Source organism: Streptomyces sp. NBC_01384 (assembly GCF_045040035.1).
Classification (GTDB): Bacteria; Actinomycetota; Actinomycetes; order Streptomycetales; family Streptomycetaceae; genus Streptomyces.
The window spans coordinates 127,514-146,868 of record NZ_CP109559.1; the positions used below are offsets into that span (position 1 = coordinate 127,514).

A 19,355-nucleotide genomic window follows, 5' to 3' on the forward strand; every position below is an offset into this window, starting at 1 on the left:
TCGGAGGGTCAGTGGGCCGAGTCGCCGAGGGCCAGTTGTATGAGGTCGTCGACGTCCATCGTGTGGATCAGCTCGTTGTCCTGCGCGTCGGCCCTGGTGGCGCTCGGGTCCGTTTCCTCCGGCTCGGCGAGGGCCATCACCGCGGCCAGCAGGCCGCTCTCCTTCAGCCGGGCCAGCGGGACGGTCGTCAGCTTCCTGCGCAGCGCGGCCTCGTCGGCGGCGGTGGTGCCGGACGGGTCGGCGAGGCCGTCGGCCAGGGCGTCCGCGTCCGGGGTGTCGGGGAAGAGCTCGGCACAGAGGTGATCGGCCAGGTGTTCGGGGGTCGGGTAGTCGAAGACGAGGGTGGTGGGCAGGCGCAGACCGGTGTCGCGGTTGAGCTGGTTGCGCAGTTCGACGGCGGTCAGGGAGTCGAAGCCGACATCGCGGAACGCCCGGGCGAGTTCCACGCTTTCGCCGCTCGCGCGGCCGAGGACCGAGGCGGCGTGGGTGCGGACGAGGTCGCGCAGCGCGCGCTTGCGGTCGGTCGCGGAGAGCGCGGAGAGCCGGTTCACCAGGTCCGTGCCCCCGGTCCCCGTCTCGGTCGGCGTGCCGTCCGTACCGGTGGTGGTGGCCGCCTCCGGGAGAGCGGACAGGAGCGGGCTGGGGCGGCTGCTGGTGAACGTGGGAAGGAACCTCTCCCAGTCCACGTCGGCCACCACGACCGTGCTGTCCCCGAGGTCCAGGGCACGTCCCAGTCCGCTCAGCGCACGGTCGGGGTCCATCACGCGCAGGCCCCGGCGACCGAGTTCGACGGCTCCTTCGTCCGTGACCATGCCGCCGCCGCCCCACGGCCCCCAGGCCACGGCCGTACCGGCGAGGCCCCGGGCCCGGCGGCGTTCGACCAGGGCGTCGAGGTGGGCGTTGGCGGCGGAGTAGGCGGCCTGGCCGCCGCTGCCCCACACGCCGGCGATCGAGGAGAACACGACGAAGGCGGACAGGTCCCTGTCTCCCAGGACGGCGTCCAGGTGGGTCGCACCGGCGGCCTTCGCGCCCCATACGTCGGCGAGGTACTGGTCACTGACCTCGCCGAGCGGTGTGGCATCGCCCCTGCCCGCGGCGTGGAACACCGCGTCGACCGGGTGCCGGTCCAGAAGCGTTTCGACCGCGGCGCGATCCGCCATGTCGCAGGCTTCCAGCGCGACGTGGGCGCCCAGGGTCCGCAGTTGGTCGGCGAGATCGGCGGCGCCCGGCGCGTCCGCTCCGCGGCGGCTGGTCAGGACGAGGTCCCGCGCGCCGCGCTGCACCAGCCAGCGTGCGAGGCGGCCGCCGAGGGCACCGGTTGCGCCGGTCACCAGGACGCGGCCGTGCGGGGTCCAGGACGCGGCCGGGGCTGGGGCGGACGGGGCGTGGGCGAGACGGCGGACGAGCAGTTCGGATCCGCGTACGGCGATCTGGTCCTCACCGGAGACGAGAGCGGACGCGATCCCGGCGAGGGCGTGCCGGTCGGTCTGCTGGGCCGGGATGTCGACCAGGCCGCCCCAGCGGTCGGGGTGTTCCAGCGCGGCGACGCGGCCGAGGCCCCAGACCGCGGCCTGGGACGGGTCGGCGGGCTCCGCGGCCGGGCCGCCGGCCGGCACCGCGCCCGTCGACACCGCGCCGTGCGTCACCGTCCACAGCGGAACCGCGAGGTCGGCGTCGCCCAGCGCCTGGACGAGCGCCAGTGTCGCCCCCACGCCACCGGAGGGGGCGAGGTACGACAGCACGCCCGCGATGAGTCCGCATTCGGCGGCGTTCGTCAGGACCCGCGCCAGCGCGGCACGGTCCGCCGCTTCCGCCGGGCAGGTGAACCGGTCGATCCCGGGGACGAATTCCTCGATGCCCGCGAGTACGTCCTCGCCGGGGGGCTGCAGCAGAAGCCAGCGGCCCGGCAGCGGCACGAGTGGGGACAGTACGGGCATCGGCTCCCAGTCGACGCGGTAGCGCCAGCCGTCCAGGACGGACCGCTCGACCGCACCGCGCCGCCAGGCGGACAGGGCCGGCACGACGGCGTCCAACTCCGCCTCGCCCACGCCCAGTACATCGGCCAGGCTCCGCGCGTCTCCTCGCTCCACGGCTTCCCAGAACGCCGCGTCCACCGGGTCGACCGAGGCGGTCCCGGCCGGCGAGGCGGCCGGCTCCGGCCAGAACCGCTCCCGCTGGAAGGCGTACGTCGGCAGCGCGACGGGCCGGGCGCCGGGGCCGGCGAAGAAGGCGGGCCAGTCGACGTACACCCCGTGCACGAAGGCCTTCGACACGGCCGCGAGCACTGTGTCGCTCTCGGCGCGGTCCTTGCGGAGCGTGGCCGTGAACAGCGTGCCCTCGTCACCGGGCACACAGGACTGGGCCAGGGCCGTGAGCGTGGCGTCGGGCCCGATCTCCACGAAGCGTGTGACCCCGTGCCCGGCCAGCCACTCGATCCCGTCGGCGAACCGTACGGCTTCCCGGACGTGCCGCACCCAGTACTCCGCGGACTCCAACTCGCCTACGGCAGCGGCCTGTCCGGTCACGTTCGACACCACGGCCAGCTGCGCCGGCGCATAGGTCACACTCTCCGCGACCGTACGGAATTCATCGAGCATCGGTTCCATCAGCGGTGAGTGGAAGGCGTGGCTGACGCGCAGGCGTGAGGTACGGCGGCCCATAGCCGCCACCTCCCCCGCGACCGCCTCGGCCACCGACTCCACACCCGAAAGCACCACCGACCGCGGCCCGTTCACCGCCGCGACCGACACGTCCGCCCCACGGCCCTCCAGCAGCGGAACAACCTCGTCCTCGGACGCCTCGACGGCGAACATCGCACCACCGGCGGGCAGTTGCTGCATCAGACGGCCCCGCGCCGACACCAGACGGCAGGCATCTTCGAGGGACAGCACCCCCGCCACATGCGCGGCCGCCAGCTCACCGATCGAGTGACCCACCACGAAGTCCGGGCGCACGCCCCACGACTCGACGAGACGGAACAGGGCCACTTCGATCGCGAACAGCGCCGGCTGCGCCCACTCCGTGCGGTTCAGCACCTCCGCGTCCGTGCCGAAGACCACGCCTCGCAGGCCGTCGTCCAGGTGCGCGCACACGGCGTCGAAGGCATCGGCGAACACCGGGAAGGACTCGTACAGTTCACGGCCCATACCGAGGCGCTGCGCACCCTGGCCGGAGAACAGGAACGCCAGCCTGCCGTCGGACGCGGCGCCTTCGGCGACGGTGGGGAGGTTCTCGCCGCGGGCGACGGCGGAGAGTCCCGCGAGCAGTTCTTCGCGGTCGGTGCCGCGGATTACCGCGCGGTGCTCGAAGGCGGAGCGGGTCTGCGTGAGTGCCAGCGCCACATCGGCGGTGTCCAGTTCCGGGTGGGCCTGTATATGGGCCAGCAGTTGAGCGGCCTGGCCCCGCAGTGCCTCGGAACCACGGCCGGATACGACCCAGGGGGTGACGGGGAGCTGCTGGGAGACCTCGGTCGCGGTTTCTTCGGCGACCGGGTCCGGCGCCTGTTCCAGTACGACATGGGCGTTGGTGCCGCTGAATCCGAAGGCCGAGACTCCGGCCCGGCGGGGATGCGCCGTCTTTGGCCAGTCGACGGACTCGGCCAGGAGCCTGACGTTGCCCGCGGCCCAGTCGACGTGCGAGGAGGGCTCGTCGACGTGGAGGGTGGCGGGCAGCACGCCGTGCCGTATGGCCTCCACCATCTTGATGACACCCGCCACCCCCGCGGCGGCCTGGGTGTGACCGATGTTCGACTTCACCGAACCCAGCCACAACGGCCGCTCCCCCGGCCGTTCCTTGCCGTACGTCGCCAGCAGCGCCTGCGCCTCGATCGGATCACCCAGAGACGTACCCGTGCCATGCGCCTCGACCGCATCCACATCCCTGGCGGAGAGACCGGCACTGCTGAGGGCGGCCCGGATCACCCGCTGCTGCGACGGACCGTTCGGCGCGGTCAGACCATTCGACGCACCGTCCTGGTTGACGGCGGAACCCCGCACCACAGCCAGGACGGGGTGGTTGTTGCGGCGCGCGTCCGACAACCGCTCCACCAGCAGCACACCGACACCCTCACCCCACCCCGTCCCGTCCGCACCCTCCGCGAACGCCTTGCACCGGCCGTCCGCCGCGAGGCCGCGCTGACGGCTGAACTCCACGAACGCCGCCGGGGTCGACATGACGGTGACGCCGCCGACGAGTGCCATCGAGCACTCCCCCGAGGTGAGCGCGCGTATTGCCCAGTGCAGGGCGACGAGGGACGCCGAGCAGGCCGTGTCGACGGTGACCGCGGGGCCTTCGAGGCCCAGGACGTAGGAGACCCGGCCGGAGACGACGCTCGCGGCGTTGCCGGTGCCGAGGTAGCCCTCGGTGTCGGCGTCCGCCGTGCTCAGGACGTGTGCGTAGTCCTGGCCGTTGGTGCCGGTGAAGACGCCGGTACGGCTGCCGTGCAGGGAACGGGGGTCGATGCCCGCCCGTTCCACGGCCTCCCACGACGTCTCCAGCAGCAGGCGCTGCTGGGGGTCCATCGCCAACGCCTCGCGGGGGGAGACGCCGAAGAAGCCCGCGTCGAACGAGCCGACGTCCTTGAGGAAACCGCCGCGGCGGGTGTACGTCGTCCCCCTGCGCCGGGACTCGGGGTCCGGGTCGTAGAGGGCGGCCACGTCCCATCCGCGGTCGCCCGGGAAGTCGGTGATGCCGTCGTCGCCCTTGAGGAGCATGTCCCACAGCTGCTCGGGGTTCTCGACCCCGCCGGGGAAGCGGCAGCCCATGCCGATGATCGCGACCGGGTCGTCGGCGAGGTCCGCCGGTGTTCCGGGAATCCGCTGTGCGGACTGTGCCGACCCCGTCCGGGTGGGGGCGAGTTGGGCGAGGAGGAGGTCGGCGACGGCGGCGGGGGTGGGGTGGTCGAAGACCAGGGTCGCGGGCAGGGTGAGGCCGGTCGCGTGGGTGAAGGCGTTGCGGAGTTCCAGGGCGGTGAGGGAGTCGAAGCCCAGCTCCGTGAAGGGGCGGTCGAGGCCGACCGACGCGTCGCTGCTGTGGCCGAGGACGCCTGCGACGGTCGTACGGACCAGGGCGAGGACGGCCGTGCGCCGCTGCTGTTCGGGCAGCGCGGCGAGAGCGGCGCCCGCCGGCGCCGCGGTGCCCGCCCCGGCGCCGGCGGCCTGCCGCAGCGGTGCGCGGCCGGCCAGGGAGCGCAGGACGGGGGGCAGGCCGGCCGCGTTCCGGCGCAGCGCGGGCAGGTCGATGCGCAGGGGCAGCGGGGTCGCGCCGGTGTGGGACAGGCAGCGGTCGAAGAGGGCCAGGGCCTCCTGGGTGGGCAGGGCGCCGATGCCGCTGCGGCCGATGCGGCTGCGCTGCGAGGTGTCCAGGTCACTGGTCATGGTGCTGTCCTGGGCCCACAGTCCCCAGCCGATGGCGAGGGCGGGGTGTCCTGCGGCGCGGAGGTGTCCTGCGAAGGCGTCCAGGAAGGAGTTGGCCGCGACGTAGTTGCCCTGGCCGGGGCTGCCGAGCGTGGCGGCGGCCGAGGAGAACAGGACGAAGGCCGTCAGGTCGAGGCCGCGGGTCAGCTCATGAAGGTGGACCGCGGCGTCCACCTTGGGGCGCAGTACGGCGTCGAGGCGTTCGGGGGTGAGGGAGGTGACGACGGCGTCGTCGACTACGCCGGCGGCGTGCACGACGGCGCCCAGCGGGTGGTCCTGCGGGACGGTCGCCAGCAGTTCGGCCAGGGCGTCGCGGTCGGCGGTGTCGCAGGCGGCCACGGTGACCTCGGCGCCCGCCTCGGCCATCTCGGAGACAAGTGGGAGGGCGCCGGGGGCATCCGCGCCCCTGCGTCCGGCGAGGAGCAGGTGGCGTACGCCGTGCTCGGTCACCAGGTGGCGGACGGTGGCGGCGCCGACGGTGCCGGTGCCTCCGGTCACCAGGACCGTGCGCCGCGGGTCGAAGCCGATCGCCCGCGCGGGCTGTTCGGCACCGGCTCCGGCTCCGGCTCCGGCGGGGGCGAGGCGGGGCACCAGGACCCGGCCGTCGCGGACGCAGACGTCGGCCTCGTCGTGGCGGAGGATCTCGGCGATGTCCTGCGGGGCGGGCTCGGCGGTGGCGGTGTCCATGAGCAGGAAGCGGCCGGGGTTCTCCGCCTGGGCGGAGCGCACCAGTCCGCGGACGGCCGCGGCGGGCAGGTCGGTGACCGTCTCGCCGTCGGCCGCGGCGACCGCATCGGAGGTCAGGATCAGCAGGCGGGAGCCGGTGAAGCGCTCGTCCGCCAGCCAGGTCTGCAGCAGGGTGAGGGCGGCGCCGATGGCCGCGTGGACGGCCTCGGCACTCACCCCTCGGTCACTGTGGGGGGTGCGCCAGGGCAGGGCGACGACCGGGGGCACGGGGCCGTCGGCAGCGGCGGCGAGGAGGGTGTCGAGGCCGGTGTGGACGGCGAGTTCGGGGGCGGTCGGCAGCACCGGTCCCCGCGAGGCGGTCCAGGCGAGGCCGAAGAGGTCGTCGCTCTCGGCGGCGGCCGGGGCCGGCAGGTCCGCCGGGGCCAGCGTGCGCGCGGTCAGTTCGTCCGCGCTGAGGACGGGTGCGCCGGCGGGGTCGAAGAGGCCGAGCTCGACGGTGCCGTCCTGGCGGGGGCGGATGTGGATGCGTACGGCTTCGGCGGCTGCGGCGTGCAGGGTGAGGCCGGACCAGGACAGGGCGTGGGGTGCGGGGTGTCCGGTCGCGGAGAGGGCGAGGAGAGCGCCTTCGATGAGGGCCGGGTGCAGGGCGAAGCGGCCGGCTTCGGCGCGCTGCGACTCGGGCAGGACGGCTTCGGCGTACACCTCGTCGCCGAGCCGCCAGGCGGCCGTCAGGGTGCGCAGGACGGCGCCGGGGACGGTGTCCTGGTCTTCGAGGGTGCGGTACAGCTCGCCGATGTCGATGGGGGCACCACCGACGGGCGGCCACGCGCCGGGCTCCTGGTGCTTGGTGGTTGTCTCGTGCTCCGGCTGCCGTACGAGGATGCCGTGGGCGTGCCGCTGCCAGGGGCGGTCCGCTCCGTCGTCGGCGGGGGCGGCGGGGCGGGAGTAGGCGGTGAATGTCCAGCGGCCCTCCGCGTCGGTCTCCTCGACCACGGTCTGGATCTCGCTCTCGCCTGTCTCGGGCAGGGCGAGGGGCGGTTCCACGACGAGTTCGGCCAGGTGGGGGCTGTCGAGCAGGGCGCCGGCGTGCAGGGCGAGGTCCGTGAAGACCCCGGCGGGCACGAGCGCCGTGCCGAAGGCGGTGTGGTCCGCGAGCCATGGCTGGGTCCGACGCGAGATGCGGCCGGTGGAGACGACGGCGGTCGACTCGGCGAGCGCGACGGTCGCGCCCAGCAGCGGGTGTGCCGTCGTCCTGACGGTGCCCTGGGCCACCGGGTCGAGCCAGTAGCGGCGGCGCTGGAAGGCGTAGGTGGGCAGGCCGACCGGCGGGCGGTCGTCGCCCGGGATGACGGCGGACCAGTCGACGGCGGTGCCGCGCGCGTGCAGGGCGGCGAGCGCGCCGAGCGCCGCGATCGGCTCGTCGCGGTCCTTGCGCAGGGTGGGCACGAAGAGCATCTCGTCGCCGCGGGTGACTCCGGACTGGGCGAGGGCGGTGAGGGTGGCGTCGGGGCCGATCTCGATGAACCGGCGGACCCCCCGCTCCTCCAGCCAGCGCACACCGTCGGCGAACCGCACGGCTTCCCGGACGTGCCGCACCCAGTACTCCGCGGACTCCAACTCACCAGCGGCAGCCACCTGTCCGGTCACGTTCGACACCACGGCCAGCTGCGCCGGCGCATAGGTGACGCTCTCCGCGACCCTGCGGAACTCCTCCAGCATCGGCTCCATCAGCGGCGAGTGGAAGGCATGGCTGACGCGCAGGCGTGAGGTACGGCGGCCCATAGCCGCCACCTCCCCCGCGACCGCCTCGGCCACCGCCTGGACACCCGAAAGCACCACCGACCGCGGCCCGTTCACCGCCGCGACCGACACCTCGGTCTCATGGCCCTCCAGCAGCGGAACAACCTCATCCTCGGACGCCTCGACGGCGAACATCGCACCACCGGGCGGCAGTTGCTGCATCAGATGCCCGCGTGCCGACACCAGACGGCAGGCATCTTCGAGGTACAGCACCCCGGCCACATGCGCGGCAGCCAGCTCACCGATCGAGTGGCCCACCACGAAGTCGGGGCGTACGCCCCACGATTCGACGAGGCGGAACAGGGCCACTTCGATCGCGAACAGGGCGGGCTGCGTCCACGCGGTGTTGTTCAGCAGGTCGGCATCCGTGCCGAAGACCACGCCTCGCAGGCCGTCGTCCAGGTGTGCGCAGACGGCGTCGAAGGCCTCGGCGAACACCGGGAAGGACTCGTACAGTTCACGGCCCATACCGAGGCGCTGCGCGCCCTGGCCGGAGAAGAGGAAGGCGAGTCTGCCGTTGGCGCGGCGGGCCGTGTCCGCGAGGACCTCGGGGGTGGGCTCGCCGGCGGCCAGGGCCTTGAGGCCGCGGATCAGGGCGTCGTGGTCGCCGCCGAGGACGACGGCCCGGTGTTCGAACGCGGAGCGTGTGGTGGCCAGGGCGTGGGCGACGGCGTGGTCGCTGTCGCCGGGGTGGGTTTCGAGGTGGGTGAGGAGGGTGTGGGCCTGGGCCTGCAGGGCCTCCGGGGTCTGCGCGGACAGCAGCCAGGGCACAACCGGCGGGGCGGCGGCGTCGGGGTGCGTCGTGGCCTCGGTGCGGGTGTGGTCCCCGCTCGTCCCGGTGTTCTGCCCGTTGTTCTGTCCGTCGTTCTGCTCGTCCTCGGGTTCGGCTGGGGGTGCCTGTTCCACGATGACGTGGGCGTTGGTGCCGCTGACGCCGAATGCGGAGACGCCCGCGCGTCGCGGCCTGCCGGGGTCGGTCCACTCGACCGGCGATGTCAGGAGACGGACGTTGCCTTCTGTCCAGTCGACGGTGGTGGAGGGCCGGTCGACGTGGAGGGTGCGGGGCAGCCGCTGGTGGCGGAGCGCCTGCACCATCTTGATGATGCCGCCGACACCCGCGGCGGCCTGGGTGTGGCCGATGTTCGATTTGAGCGAGCCGAGCCACAGCGGCCGCCCGTCGGGCCGGTCCTGGCCGTAGGTGGCGAGCAGGGCCTGGGCCTCGATGGGGTCGCCGAGGGTGGTGCCGGTGCCGTGCGCCTCGACGGCGTCGACCTCGCTCGCCCGCAGGCCGGCCGCGGCGAGTGCGGCGCGGATGACCCGCTGCTGCGAGGGCCCGTTCGGGGCGGTGAGGCCGCTGCTGGCGCCGTCCTGGTTGACGGCAGAGCCGCGGATGACGGCGAGGACTTCGTGTCCGCTTCGGCGGGCGTCCGAGAGGCGCTCCAGGAGGAGCATGCCGACACCCTCGCCCCAGCCGGTGCCGTCGGCGGCGTCCGCGAAGGACTTGCAGCGGCCGTCGGCGGCGAGGCCGCGCTGGCGGCTGAACTCCAGGAAGGTGACCGGGGTGGACATCACGGCGACACCGCCGGCGAGCGCGAGGTCGCACTCGTCCGCCCGCAGTGCCTGGACGGCCAGGTGCAGGGCGACCAGGGAGGAGGAGCAGGCCGTGTCCACGGTGATGGCGGGGCCCTCGAAGCCGAAGGTGTAGGAGATACGGCCGGAGGCGATGCTGGCGGCGCTGCCGTTGCCGATGTATCCGTCGAGTCCTTCGGGCGGTTCGGGGAACCGGGAGCCGTAGTCGTTGTACATGACGCCGGCGAAGACGCCGGTGGCGGTGCCCTTCAGGTCGGCGGGGCGCAGTCCGGCGCGCTCCAGGGCCTCCCAGGTGACTTCGAGGAGCAGGCGTTGCTGGGGGTCGGTGGCGAGGGCCTCGCGGGGTGACATGCCGAAGAAGCCGGCGTCGAAGTCGACGGCGTCGTGCAGGAAGCCGCCTTCGCGGGTGTAGCAGGTTCCGGGGCGGTCGGGGTCGGGGTCGTAGAGGGTGTCGACGGCCCAGCCGCGGTCCTCGGGGAAGGCGGAGATGCCGTCGGTGCCGGTGTCGACGAGCTGCCAGAGGTCTTCCGGGGTGCGGACTCCGCCCGGGTAGCGGCAGCTCATGGAGACGATGGCGATGGGTTCCGTGGCCTTCGACTCGACCTGGCGCAGGCGGCTGCGCGTGCGTTGGAGGTCTGCGGTGACGCGCTTCAGGAAATCGCGGAGCTCGCGAAGCCTGTCCTCGCTCACGGATCGGTTCCCTTCGACAGCGGGCCCATGGTCTCGCCGGTGGTGGCACGGGCAGTGGCCGTCCCGGACGGGTGCGGGCGGGACGGAACGAGGTGAGGGGGTGGAGCCTGGCGAGCGGCGCGGCGGCGGTTTCCCCGGGCGGGTCCGGCGTACCGGACGTCGGGTGGGGAGCATGCCCTTGGGCCGATTATGGGGACGGGCACGGGCCCCCCGGATCTGCCCTGAGCGGCTCTAAGAGAACTTCTAAGACTTATCCCGTATGTGCGTACGGGGGCGGCCGGTGTGCGGTCGTGTCGTTCCGGCGTGGGCCTTGGGCCGCTCGGGGGCGGGTCGGGTCTCATCCGGGGTTGCCACGGTGCAGGGTCCGGCATTTCGCCGAGCAGAGGCCGTCCGTTGCCGGGGAAGGGTGTTCCCGCGGGGTTCGGCTGCCGCGCGGGTCCGGCCCGAGGGCGCGGACTTCGGTGCGGTTGACTCGGTCAGGGCTTCTTGCAGCCCTTGGGCGAAGAGGATCTGGGCGGCCCGGGCGCGGGGGTGGTCCAGGCGGGCGGTGGCGGGGTCGTCGGGGTCGGTGAGGGTCGTGAAGGCGGCCAGGGCAGCGGAGACCATGTCGCGGTCGCCTTTCAGCCCGCAGCCGCCTTCGGCTGGGTCACAGTAATGGGTGCGCTGGCGCAGGGACTTGGTCACGCGTCGGCCGCACAGGCAGTGCTGGGACAGGGCGGTGGTGAAGGTCGAGGCGCGCAGGAGTCGTCCGCCGGTGGCGGTGCACTCGGTGGCGAGTGCGGTGATCAGCCGTCCGGGGGTGGTGGCGGAGCAGGCGCGGCCCCAGAGGCGGAACCAGGTGCGGATGTCGCAGTCCTCGATGGTCAGGTTCGGGCCGTGGGCGGCGACCAGAGCTGCGGCGGTCTTCTTCGCGCGGTGGTGGGAGGCCTCGGCCGCGCTCGCGGCCGCGGCACTGTGGCGGGCCCGCAGATCGCGGTAGCTGGTGCTGACCGTGTCGCGGCGGTAGGCCTGTTGGGGTTTTCCGGTCGCGGTGGTGCGCCGGGGGCCGGTCGGGACGACGGTCTTCGGGGGCAGGTTCGCTGCCTGCCGGCGTTCGCCTCGGGCCTGTTGGCGGCGGGAGTGCTGGTACTGCTGGGGGTTGGTGGCGCGCCGCGAGCGGTCAAGGGCGCGCTGGCGCCCTCGGGCCTTCTTGCGCGCTTTGGCCAGGGCGTGTTGCTCCTGATCGGTCAGGGTGATCCGGGAGGAGCGTACCGGCCCGTCACCCGCGTCACCGGTGGTGGGGAAGGAGACGACGGCGAGGTTGGAGACGTTGCCGTCCACCCCGCCGACGCGCTGCAGGGCGGCGGCCTGCCGGCGCCGGGTACGGGTGGCGGTGGAGGCGTAGCCGGGGGAAAGGACCATCAGATGGGCCTCATAGGCCCAGCCGCCCGGGGCGGCCGGATCCCGCCGCCGCACCAGGTCGATCTTGTGCCACAGGCTCGGGTCGTTCAGGTAGTGCAGCAGACAGGGCCAGCGGCCGGCGCCCTGCGGCAGCCGCACCGGCAGGATGATTTCCCCGCGTCCGGTGGGCCCTCCGGCGAAGACGACAGTCAGCGGCCCGGTGTGGTCGAACCAGGTCGCCGCCCTGCTGCGCGGGCGCCCCCGGGCGTCGGTGGTCCCGGTGGGGATGCCTGCGGTGGGCCGGGCGGGCGCGGGCAGACGGCGCGGCTGGGCCAGCACCCGCATACCCGGCGGGAGTTCAGCGGCCTGGGCGGGGGTGGTGAGCGGTGGCGGCAGCGCGGGATGCCGGAAGGCGTCCAGGTGTCCGGCGAGGGTGCCGTGCAGGCGGAAGGTCTCCCACTTGCGGTCGGTGGTGTGCGAACGGGCCCGACCCGGGATGCGGGTGTACTCCCACCAGGTCCCGGTCTTCGGGCGCCCGGCCCGACGCCCCGATGCGTCCGGGTGCAGGTGCCGGGCCACGCCGGTGAAGACCTCGTCGGCCTGGTGCATCACCAATGCCTTCGACACATGATCGCTCAGCCACCCCGAGCGCTCCAGATGCTGATACGCGCGGTGCTCCAGCCCGGTGCGGGACAGGCCCAGTTCAGCCCGCCAGGCCTTCACGTCGCTCTCGCGCCGCACGTCACCGGCCCAGTAGGCGTCGACCACATTCCGCGCATCACGCTGCAGAGCGCGTTTGACCTGCCACATCGCCGAAAACAACTGCTCGACCCGGCGGCGGACATCCGCATCGTCGACGACCAGCGGCAGCCGGATCACCGACACCGGCGCGTCCTTCGCCCGCCGCCACACCTCACCCCGGTTCGGCCCCCGAAACCGCCGCCCCGGCCCAGGAGCAGCCGGTGACCGACTCGCCACGCTCTCCCACTCCCTCCCTCTCTCCCGACCAGCGTCAGCGTCAGGCATATGGAACTTCGTCTCGCCACCTGCCGTTCAGCTCAGTTGAAGGCGTGGACGGGGCTGTCCGGGCCGCAGCTGCATGCCCTGATCACCCGTTTGTGGCGGCGCCGCCCGGACAGCGGGTGCGGCCGGCCCTGGTCACTTGACTTCGGCGACCGGGTGCTGCTGGTCGTTCTGGGCTACCGAACGAACCTCACCATGAAGCAGCCGGCCGCGCTGTTCGCCACCACGGACTCCACCGTGCACCGGGTCACCGCCGACCTCGCGCCGCACCTCGCCGCCCTGCTCGGCCCGCCGCCCACCGACCGGCGGGAACTGTGGCTGGTGGACGGCACCCTCATTCCGGTGCACCACCAGAAGAAGACGAAGAAGTCGAAGAACTACCGGCGCAGTGTGAATGTGCAGATCGTCTGCCGGGCCCGCGACCGCCGCATCGTCGCGGTCGGCGACGCCTGGCCGGGCAACCGCAACGATGTGGTCGTCCCGGCCTGGAGTTCGAACACGCCCTTGCGGACGGTCGTCTCGCTGACCGCGGCGGCCTGTGCCACGGCCCGGACACCGCCGTGCCCCAGGCCCTGGGCCTCCGCAGCCATCAACAGCCGTCGCTGCCGCTCGTCCAGATGTGGGAGCAACACCGCTAACTTCACGGCGAGTTGGTCACGAGTCTCGTCCGGGATGCGCATACCACACCAACGAGCTTCAGGACGGGAAGCAACACCTTGATTCCCCGCAAGCCCTTAGCGTTGGGCCGCCGGCGGGGCCTACGGCTCGGCGGGGAAGGTGAGGGCGCTGTCGGGTACGGCGGGCAGCAGGCCCTGTCGGGCGGAGCGGGCGAGGAGTTCGCGTACGGCGGCGTGGCCTTCGTCGCCGAGGTCCGCGGTGAAGGTGTTGACGTACAGGTCGATGTGCTGGTCGACGACGTCCGGCTTCATCTCCTGGGCGTGCTGGAGGACGTAGGTGCGGGAGGCTTCGGGGGTGTTCCAGGCGGAGCGTACGGAGGCGCGGATGGCCTGGGCGAGTTCGCCGAGGCGGCGTTCGCCGAGGGTGCGGCGGGCGACGATGGCGCCGAGCGGGATGGGCAGTGCGGTCTGTTTCTCCCACTCCTCGCCCAGGTCGGCGGCGCGGTGCAGGCCGTAGGTGCCGTAGGTGAAGCGGGCCTCGTGGATGACCAGGCCCGCGTCGACGAGGCCGTCGCGGACGGCGGGCATGATCTGGTGGAAGGGCAGGACGACGATCTCGCCGACGCCGCCGGGGACGGCGCGGGCGGCCCAGAGGCGGAAGAGGAGGTAGGCCGTGGAGCGGGTGCTGGGGACGGCGACGCGGGCGCCGGTGAGGGTGTCCGCGGTGCCGGGTTCCCTGCGCAGGACGAGTGGTCCGCAGCCGCGGCCGACGGCGCCGCCGCACGGCAGCAGGGCGTAGGTGTCGAGGATGTGGGGCAGCACGCCGTAGGAGACCTTGAGGACGTCCAGGGCGCCTTCCTCGGCGAGGCCGTTGGTGATGTCGATGTCGGCGAACCGCAGGTCGACTTCGGGTGTGCCGGGGAGCAGGCCGTGCGTCCAGGCGTGGAAGACGAACGTGTCGTTGGGGCACGGGGAGTGCGCCAGGGTCAGTCGTGAGGTCATGCGGCCGCCTCTTTCTCTGCCGTGGGTGGGTCCGGTGACGGCGCTCGCACGCCCCCTCTCCAGGAAACCGGGAGTGGGTGTGGGGTTTTCCCCAGACTGCCCTCCGCGAGTATGAGAGCGCCTCACCCGATGTGGCCGGATCGCCTGTGTTCCGGTCGGGAACGGTCCACGTGCCGTTCGTTTCAAGGGGGTTCGGGTCTGTCCGGGAACGGGCGGGCCGGCGGTCCCCGGGGCATGCGGACGAGTCACGTGCCACGCCGCGTGCTCACACTCATCACGTGTGCCGCCAGGCACTGACCGAGGAGGTTCCCGGGTAATGGACGCTGGGCTCAAGCGTGAGTTGGAGGAGAAGGTCTTCTCCGGTGAGCGGCTGTCCCGCGAGGACGGCATCGCGTTGTACGAGTCGGACGAACTGGCCTGGCTCGGCGGCCTCGCGCACCATGTGCGCACCGTCAAGAACGGCGACCTGGTCCACTTCAACGTGAACCGCCATCTCAACATGACGAACGTGTGCACCGCGTCGTGCGCGTACTGCTCGTTCCAGCGCAAGCCGGGCGAGATGGACGCGTACACGATGCGCATCGAGGAGGCCGTGCGCCTGGCCAAGGCGATGGAGAACGAGCACCTCTCGGAGCTGCACATCGTCAACGGCCTGCATCCGACGCTGCCTTGGCGCTACTACCCGCGCTCGCTGCGGGAGCTGAAGAAGGCGCTGCCGAACGTGTCGCTGAAGGCGTTCACGGCGACGGAGATCCATCACTTCGAGACGATTTCCGGGCTGCCCGCCTCGGACGTCCTGGACGAGCTGATCGACGCCGGTCTGGAGTCGCTGACCGGTGGCGGCGCGGAGATCTTCGACTGGGAGGTCCGCCAGCACATCGTGGACCACCGCACGCACTGGGAGGACTGGTCGCGCATCCACCGCCTCGCGCATTCCAAGGGCCTCAAGACGCCGTGCACGATGCTGTACGGGCACATCGAGGAGTACCGCCACCGGGTGGACCATGTGCTGCGGCTGCGGGAGCTGCAGGACGAGACCGGCGGGTTCCAGGTGTTCATCCCGCTGCGCTACCAGCACGACTTCGTGGACATGAAGGACGGCAAGGTCCGCAACAAGCTCCAGGCGCGCACCAGCATGGCGACGGGTGCCGAGGCGCTGAAGACGTTCGCGGTGTCCCGGCTGCTGTTCGACAACGTGCCGCACGTCAAGGTCTTCTGGGTCATGCACGGCGTCCAGACCGCGCAGCTCGCGCTGCAGCACGGCGCGGACGACATGGACGGCTCGGTCGTCGAGTACAAGATCACACATGACGCGGACAACTTCGGCACGCCGAACAAGCTGACCCGTGAGGATCTGCTCGACCTGATCCGCGACGCCGGGTTCCGGCCTGCCGAGCGCAACACCCGCTACGAGATCATCCGCGAGTACGAGGGCCCGGACCCGGCGCGGCGCGACGCGCCGCAGCCGATGCGCGTCTGACGCCGCGGTCGTCCTCCTCTCCTTCCCCGTGCACCGCGGTGCACTTCCCACAAAGAGAATCGGCAGGCAGGTGGAAATGTCTTCGCAGACGACCAACGGGCAGGCCTTCGAGGTCTGGATCGACCATGAACTGTGCACAGGCGACGGTATCTGTGCCCAGTACGCGCCCGAGGTGTTCGAGCTGGACATCGACGGCATCGCCTATGTGAAGGACCAGGACGACGAGCTCCTCCAGGAGCCCCGCGCGAGCACACGGGTGCCCCTGCAACTGCTGCGGGACGTCGCCGACTCGGCCAAGGAGTGCCCCGGCGAGTGCATCCACGTGCGCCGCGTCGAGGACTCCGTCGAGGTGTACGGGCCGGACGCGGACAGCGACTGAGCCTGCCGCCGCACCGTGGCGGGTGTAGTCGCCCTCCGTTTCCGTACCGCCGTTGCGTACCGCCGAAAACCGCATGCCTCGGCCGCGCCGGGCCCCTCCCGCATCCTCTCGTCGGCCAGGTGCGCCGATCCGTTGGAAGGACATCCGCGTCCCATGAGTTCAAGCCCCTCGGACGATCTGTGGATCCGCAGGTTCCGCCCCGCTCCCGAAGCCTCTGAGCGCCTGGTGTGCTTCCCGCATGCGGGCGGCTCCGCCAGTTTCTATGTGCCGGTCGCCGCCGCGCTCGCGCCCGGCGTCGACGTGGTCGCCGTGCAGTACCCGGGCCGGCAGGACCGGCGTCTGGAGCCGGGGCTGACCTCGGTGGCCGAACTCGCCGACCGGGTCGCCGAGGCGCTGGGGAGCTGGGACGACCGGCCGCTGACCTTCTTCGGGCACAGCATGGGAGCGGTGGTGGCCTTCGAGGTCGCCCGCCGCATGGAGCGGGCCGGCAGCGGTCCGGTGCGGCTGTTCGCGTCGGGCCGGCGGGCGCCGTCGCGCACCCGTGACGAGACGGTGCACACCCTCGGCGACGACGGCCTGGTCGCCGAGCTGCGTGCGCTCAGCGGCACCGATGCCCGGTTCCTGGAGGACGAGGAGCTGCTGCGCATGGTCCTGCCGGCGATCCGCAGCGACTACACGGCCGTCGAGACGTATCTGGCGGCGCCGGGCGACACCGTGCGCTGCCCGGTGACGGTCCTGGTCGGCGACAGTGACCCCAAGACCTCGCTGGAGGAGGCGCGTGCCTGGGGCGGGCACACGCTCGGCGGCAGCGAGCTGCGCATCTTCCCCGGCGGGCACTTCTACCTCTCCGACCGGTCGGCGGACGTTCTCGCCGTCCTCACCGAGCACTTCGCCGCGGCACCCTCCCGCAGGGCGTAGGGCCCGGCGGGAGCCCCGGCGCAGGGGCCGCACGCGTTCGGCGGGCCGGGGGCTTCCCCCCTCGCACCGCATCCACCTCCCCTTCTCCTTCCGTGCGCCGGGCACCGAGTCCGCCCCGCCGCCCCCGTCTTCGATCCGTTCCGGGAGCTGTCCACAGATGACCGAACAACTCGTCGCAGAGCCGTCGCAGGCCCTGCGCCTCACGCGCCGCCGGCCCAGGGTCGGGCACATCCAGTTCCTCAACTGCCTGCCGCTGTTCTGGGGGCTCGCCCGCACCGGCAGCCTGCTCGACCTGGACCTGCGCACGGACAACCCGGACGGCCTCAACGACGCGCTGGCCGCGGGCGATCTCGACATCGGGCCGATCAGCCTGGTCGAGTTCCTGCGGCACGCCGACGACCTGGTGGTCCTGCCGGACATCGCGGTCGGCAGCGACGGCGACGTCATGTCCTGTCTGATCCTCAGCCAGGTGCCGCTGGACCAGCTGGACGGCGAGCCCGTCGCGCTCGGCTCGACGAGCCGGACCTCGGTGCGGCTGGCCCAGCTGCTCCTCGCGGAGAAGGTGGGCGTGCAGCCCGAGTACTTCGTCTGTGAGCCCGACCTGCAGACGATGATGTCGAAGGCGCGGGCGGCGGTCATCATCGGCGACGCCGCGCTGCGCGCCTCGCTGTACGAGGCTCCCCGGCTCGGCCTCCAGGTCCACGACCTGGGCCGGATGTGGAAGGAGTGGACCGGACTCCCGTTCGTGTTCGCCGTGTTCGCCGCGCGCCGTGAGTTCCTCGCCCGCGAAGGCGCTCTGGTGCGTCAGGTCCACGCCGCCCTGCTGGACTCCCGGGACCTCTCGCTGGCCGAGGTGACCAAGGTGAGCGAACAGGCCTCCCAGTGGGTGGAGTTCGACGCCGTGACGCTCGAGCGGTACTACACGACGGCGCTCGACTTCAGTCTCGGTGCGCGCCAGCTCGCCGGCATCGAGGAGTTCGCCCGCCGGGTCGGCGGCGGGGCCGAGGGCTTCGGGCCCGATGTGGCCGTACGCCTGCTGGACGCCTCCGCCGCCGAGTGACATCCCGCCCATCCGCCGTTCCGCCATGACCCAGAACACCCTCCAGAGCCCCGGAAAGGCCGGCACCATGCCCCGACCTACCCCGTCCCCGCTGCAGTCCGTCCTCGACCGTGCCGCCGCGGGCGGGCGGATCACCCCCGAAGAGGCGCTCGTCCTCTACCGCGACGCCCCGCTGCACGCGCTGGGCGCGGCCGCCGACACGGTACGCCGCCGCCGGTACGCGGGCACCGAGCACATCGCCACGTACATCATCGAGCGCAACATCAACTACACGAACGTGTGTGTCACGGCGTGCAAGTTCTGCGCCTTCTACGCGGCTCCCAAGGACACCGCCAAGGGCTGGACCCGCGACCTCGACGACATCCTGCGCCGCTGCGCGGAGACCGTCGAGCTCGGCGGTACGCAGATCATGTTCCAGGGCGGACACCACCCGGACTACGGCGTCGAGTACTACGAGAAGCACTTCGCCGCGATCAAGGCCGCGTACCCGCAGCTGGTCATCCACTCCCTCGGTGCGTCCGAGGTCGAGCACATGGCCCGTATCTCCAAGGTGAGCGTGGAGGAGGCCATCCAGCGTATCCACACCGCCGGCCTCGACTCCTTCGCGGGCGCGGGCGCCGAACTGCTTCCCGAGCGGCCGCGCAAGGCGATCGCCCCGCTGAAGGAGTCCGGCGAGCGCTGGCTGGAGATCATGGAGACCGCGCACGGGCTGGGCGTCGAGTCGACGTCCACCATGCTCATGGGCACCGGCGAGACCAACGCCGAGCGCATCGAGCACATGCGGATGATCCGTGACGTCCAGGACCGCACGGGCGGCTTCCGCGCGTTCATCCCGTACACCTACCAGCCCGAGAACAACCACCTCAAGGGCCGCACGCAGGCGACGCTCTTCGAGTACCTGCGGATGATCGCGATCGCCCGGCTGTTCATGGACAACGTCGCCCACATCCAGGGCTCCTGGCTGACCACCGGCAAGGAGGCCGGGCAGCTGTCCCTGCACTACGGCGCCGACGACCTGGGCTCCGTGATGCTGGAGGAGAACGTGGTCTCCTCCGCGGGTGCCAGGCACCGCTCCAACCTGGCGGAGATCCTGGACCTGATCCGCGGGGCCGGCCGGGTGCCCGCGCAGCGGGCCACGACGTACGAGCACCTCGTGGTCAACGACGACCCGGCCAACGACCCCGTCGACGACCGGATCGTCTCGCACATCTCGTCCACGGCCCTCGAGGGCGGCACCGCCCACCCCGAGCTGAAGCTGATCTCCGCGAACTGAAGCGGCACGCCCGGGGCCGTTGTGCCAAGGCTCGGGCGCCGA

At 72.3% G+C, this 19,355-nt stretch carries 8 protein-coding genes and 2 pseudogenes; 6 read left to right on the plus strand and 4 right to left on the minus strand.

Going from position 1 to position 19,355, the window contains the following annotated elements:
• Nucleotides 1-8 precede the first annotated feature (8 nt).
• The gene (locus OG747_RS00615; protein ID WP_405876734.1) at nucleotides 9-10,181 is read right to left on the minus strand and encodes a type I polyketide synthase; all 10,173 of its coding nucleotides are present in this window, start codon (nucleotides 10,179-10,181) and stop codon (nucleotides 9-11) included.
• 243 nt (nucleotides 10,182-10,424) lie between these two features.
• A complete protein-coding gene (locus OG747_RS00620; protein ID WP_405876736.1) occupies nucleotides 10,425-12,446 on the minus strand; it encodes a transposase in 2,022 nt (673 codons plus the stop codon).
• 333 nt (nucleotides 12,447-12,779) lie between these two features.
• Between OG747_RS00620 and OG747_RS00625 the strand changes: the two are divergent.
• Nucleotides 12,780-12,998, plus strand: a pseudogene (locus OG747_RS00625) (transposase); the annotation flags it as partial.
• A gap of 65 nt (nucleotides 12,999-13,063) precedes the next feature.
• Here OG747_RS00625 and OG747_RS00630 read toward each other — a convergent pair.
• Both OG747_RS00630 and OG747_RS00635 read right to left on the minus strand, forming a co-directional pair.
• Nucleotides 13,064-13,264: pseudogene (locus tag OG747_RS00630) on the minus strand (ISAzo13 family transposase); the annotation flags it as partial.
• Nucleotides 13,265-13,342: 78 nt separating this feature from the next.
• On the minus strand, nucleotides 13,343-14,203 hold the full coding sequence (locus tag OG747_RS00635; protein ID WP_405876738.1) for a 1,4-dihydroxy-6-naphthoate synthase: 861 nt from the start codon (nucleotides 14,201-14,203) through the stop codon (nucleotides 13,343-13,345).
• Nucleotides 14,204-14,519: 316 nt separating this feature from the next.
• Here OG747_RS00635 and mqnE point away from each other — a divergent pair, with 316 nt between their 5' ends.
• The 5 genes from mqnE to mqnC all read left to right on the plus strand — a co-directional run bounded on the left by mqnE (nucleotide 14,520) and on the right by mqnC (nucleotide 19,313).
• Complete coding sequence (gene mqnE, locus OG747_RS00640; protein ID WP_405876740.1) at nucleotides 14,520-15,683, plus strand: aminofutalosine synthase MqnE; 1,164 nt, start codon at nucleotides 14,520-14,522, stop codon at nucleotides 15,681-15,683.
• A 76-nt stretch (nucleotides 15,684-15,759) separates the two neighbouring features.
• Nucleotides 15,760-16,062, plus strand: a complete 303-nt coding sequence (locus OG747_RS00645; RefSeq protein WP_405876742.1) for a ferredoxin — start codon at nucleotides 15,760-15,762, stop codon at nucleotides 16,060-16,062.
• Between the two features lie 153 nt (nucleotides 16,063-16,215).
• A complete protein-coding gene (locus tag OG747_RS00650; protein WP_405876744.1) occupies nucleotides 16,216-16,980 on the plus strand; it encodes a thioesterase II family protein in 765 nt (254 codons plus the stop codon).
• A gap of 157 nt (nucleotides 16,981-17,137) precedes the next feature.
• Nucleotides 17,138-18,040 carry a menaquinone biosynthetic enzyme MqnA/MqnD family protein gene (locus OG747_RS00655; protein ID WP_405876746.1) on the plus strand — a complete coding sequence of 301 codons (903 nt, stop codon included), beginning with the start codon at nucleotides 17,138-17,140 and terminating at the stop codon, nucleotides 18,038-18,040.
• 67 nt (nucleotides 18,041-18,107) lie between these two features.
• The gene (gene mqnC, locus OG747_RS00660) at nucleotides 18,108-19,313 is read left to right on the plus strand and encodes a cyclic dehypoxanthinyl futalosine synthase (protein WP_405885394.1); all 1,206 of its coding nucleotides are present in this window, start codon (nucleotides 18,108-18,110) and stop codon (nucleotides 19,311-19,313) included.
• The last annotated feature ends 42 nt before the right edge of the window (nucleotides 19,314-19,355 follow it).

Coding starts and splice junctions, on each gene's coding strand:
- OG747_RS00635 (WP_405876738.1), bottom strand. CDS start 14,203: ATGACCTCACGACTGACCCTGGCGCACTCCCCGTGCCCCAACGACACG.
- mqnE (WP_405876740.1), top strand. CDS start 14,520: ATGGACGCTGGGCTCAAGCGTGAGTTGGAGGAGAAGGTCTTCTCCGGT.
- OG747_RS00645 (WP_405876742.1), top strand. CDS start 15,760: ATGTCTTCGCAGACGACCAACGGGCAGGCCTTCGAGGTCTGGATCGAC.
- OG747_RS00650 (WP_405876744.1), top strand. CDS start 16,216: ATGAGTTCAAGCCCCTCGGACGATCTGTGGATCCGCAGGTTCCGCCCC.
- OG747_RS00655 (WP_405876746.1), top strand. CDS start 17,138: ATGACCGAACAACTCGTCGCAGAGCCGTCGCAGGCCCTGCGCCTCACG.
- mqnC (WP_405885394.1), top strand. CDS start 18,108: ATGCCCCGACCTACCCCGTCCCCGCTGCAGTCCGTCCTCGACCGTGCC.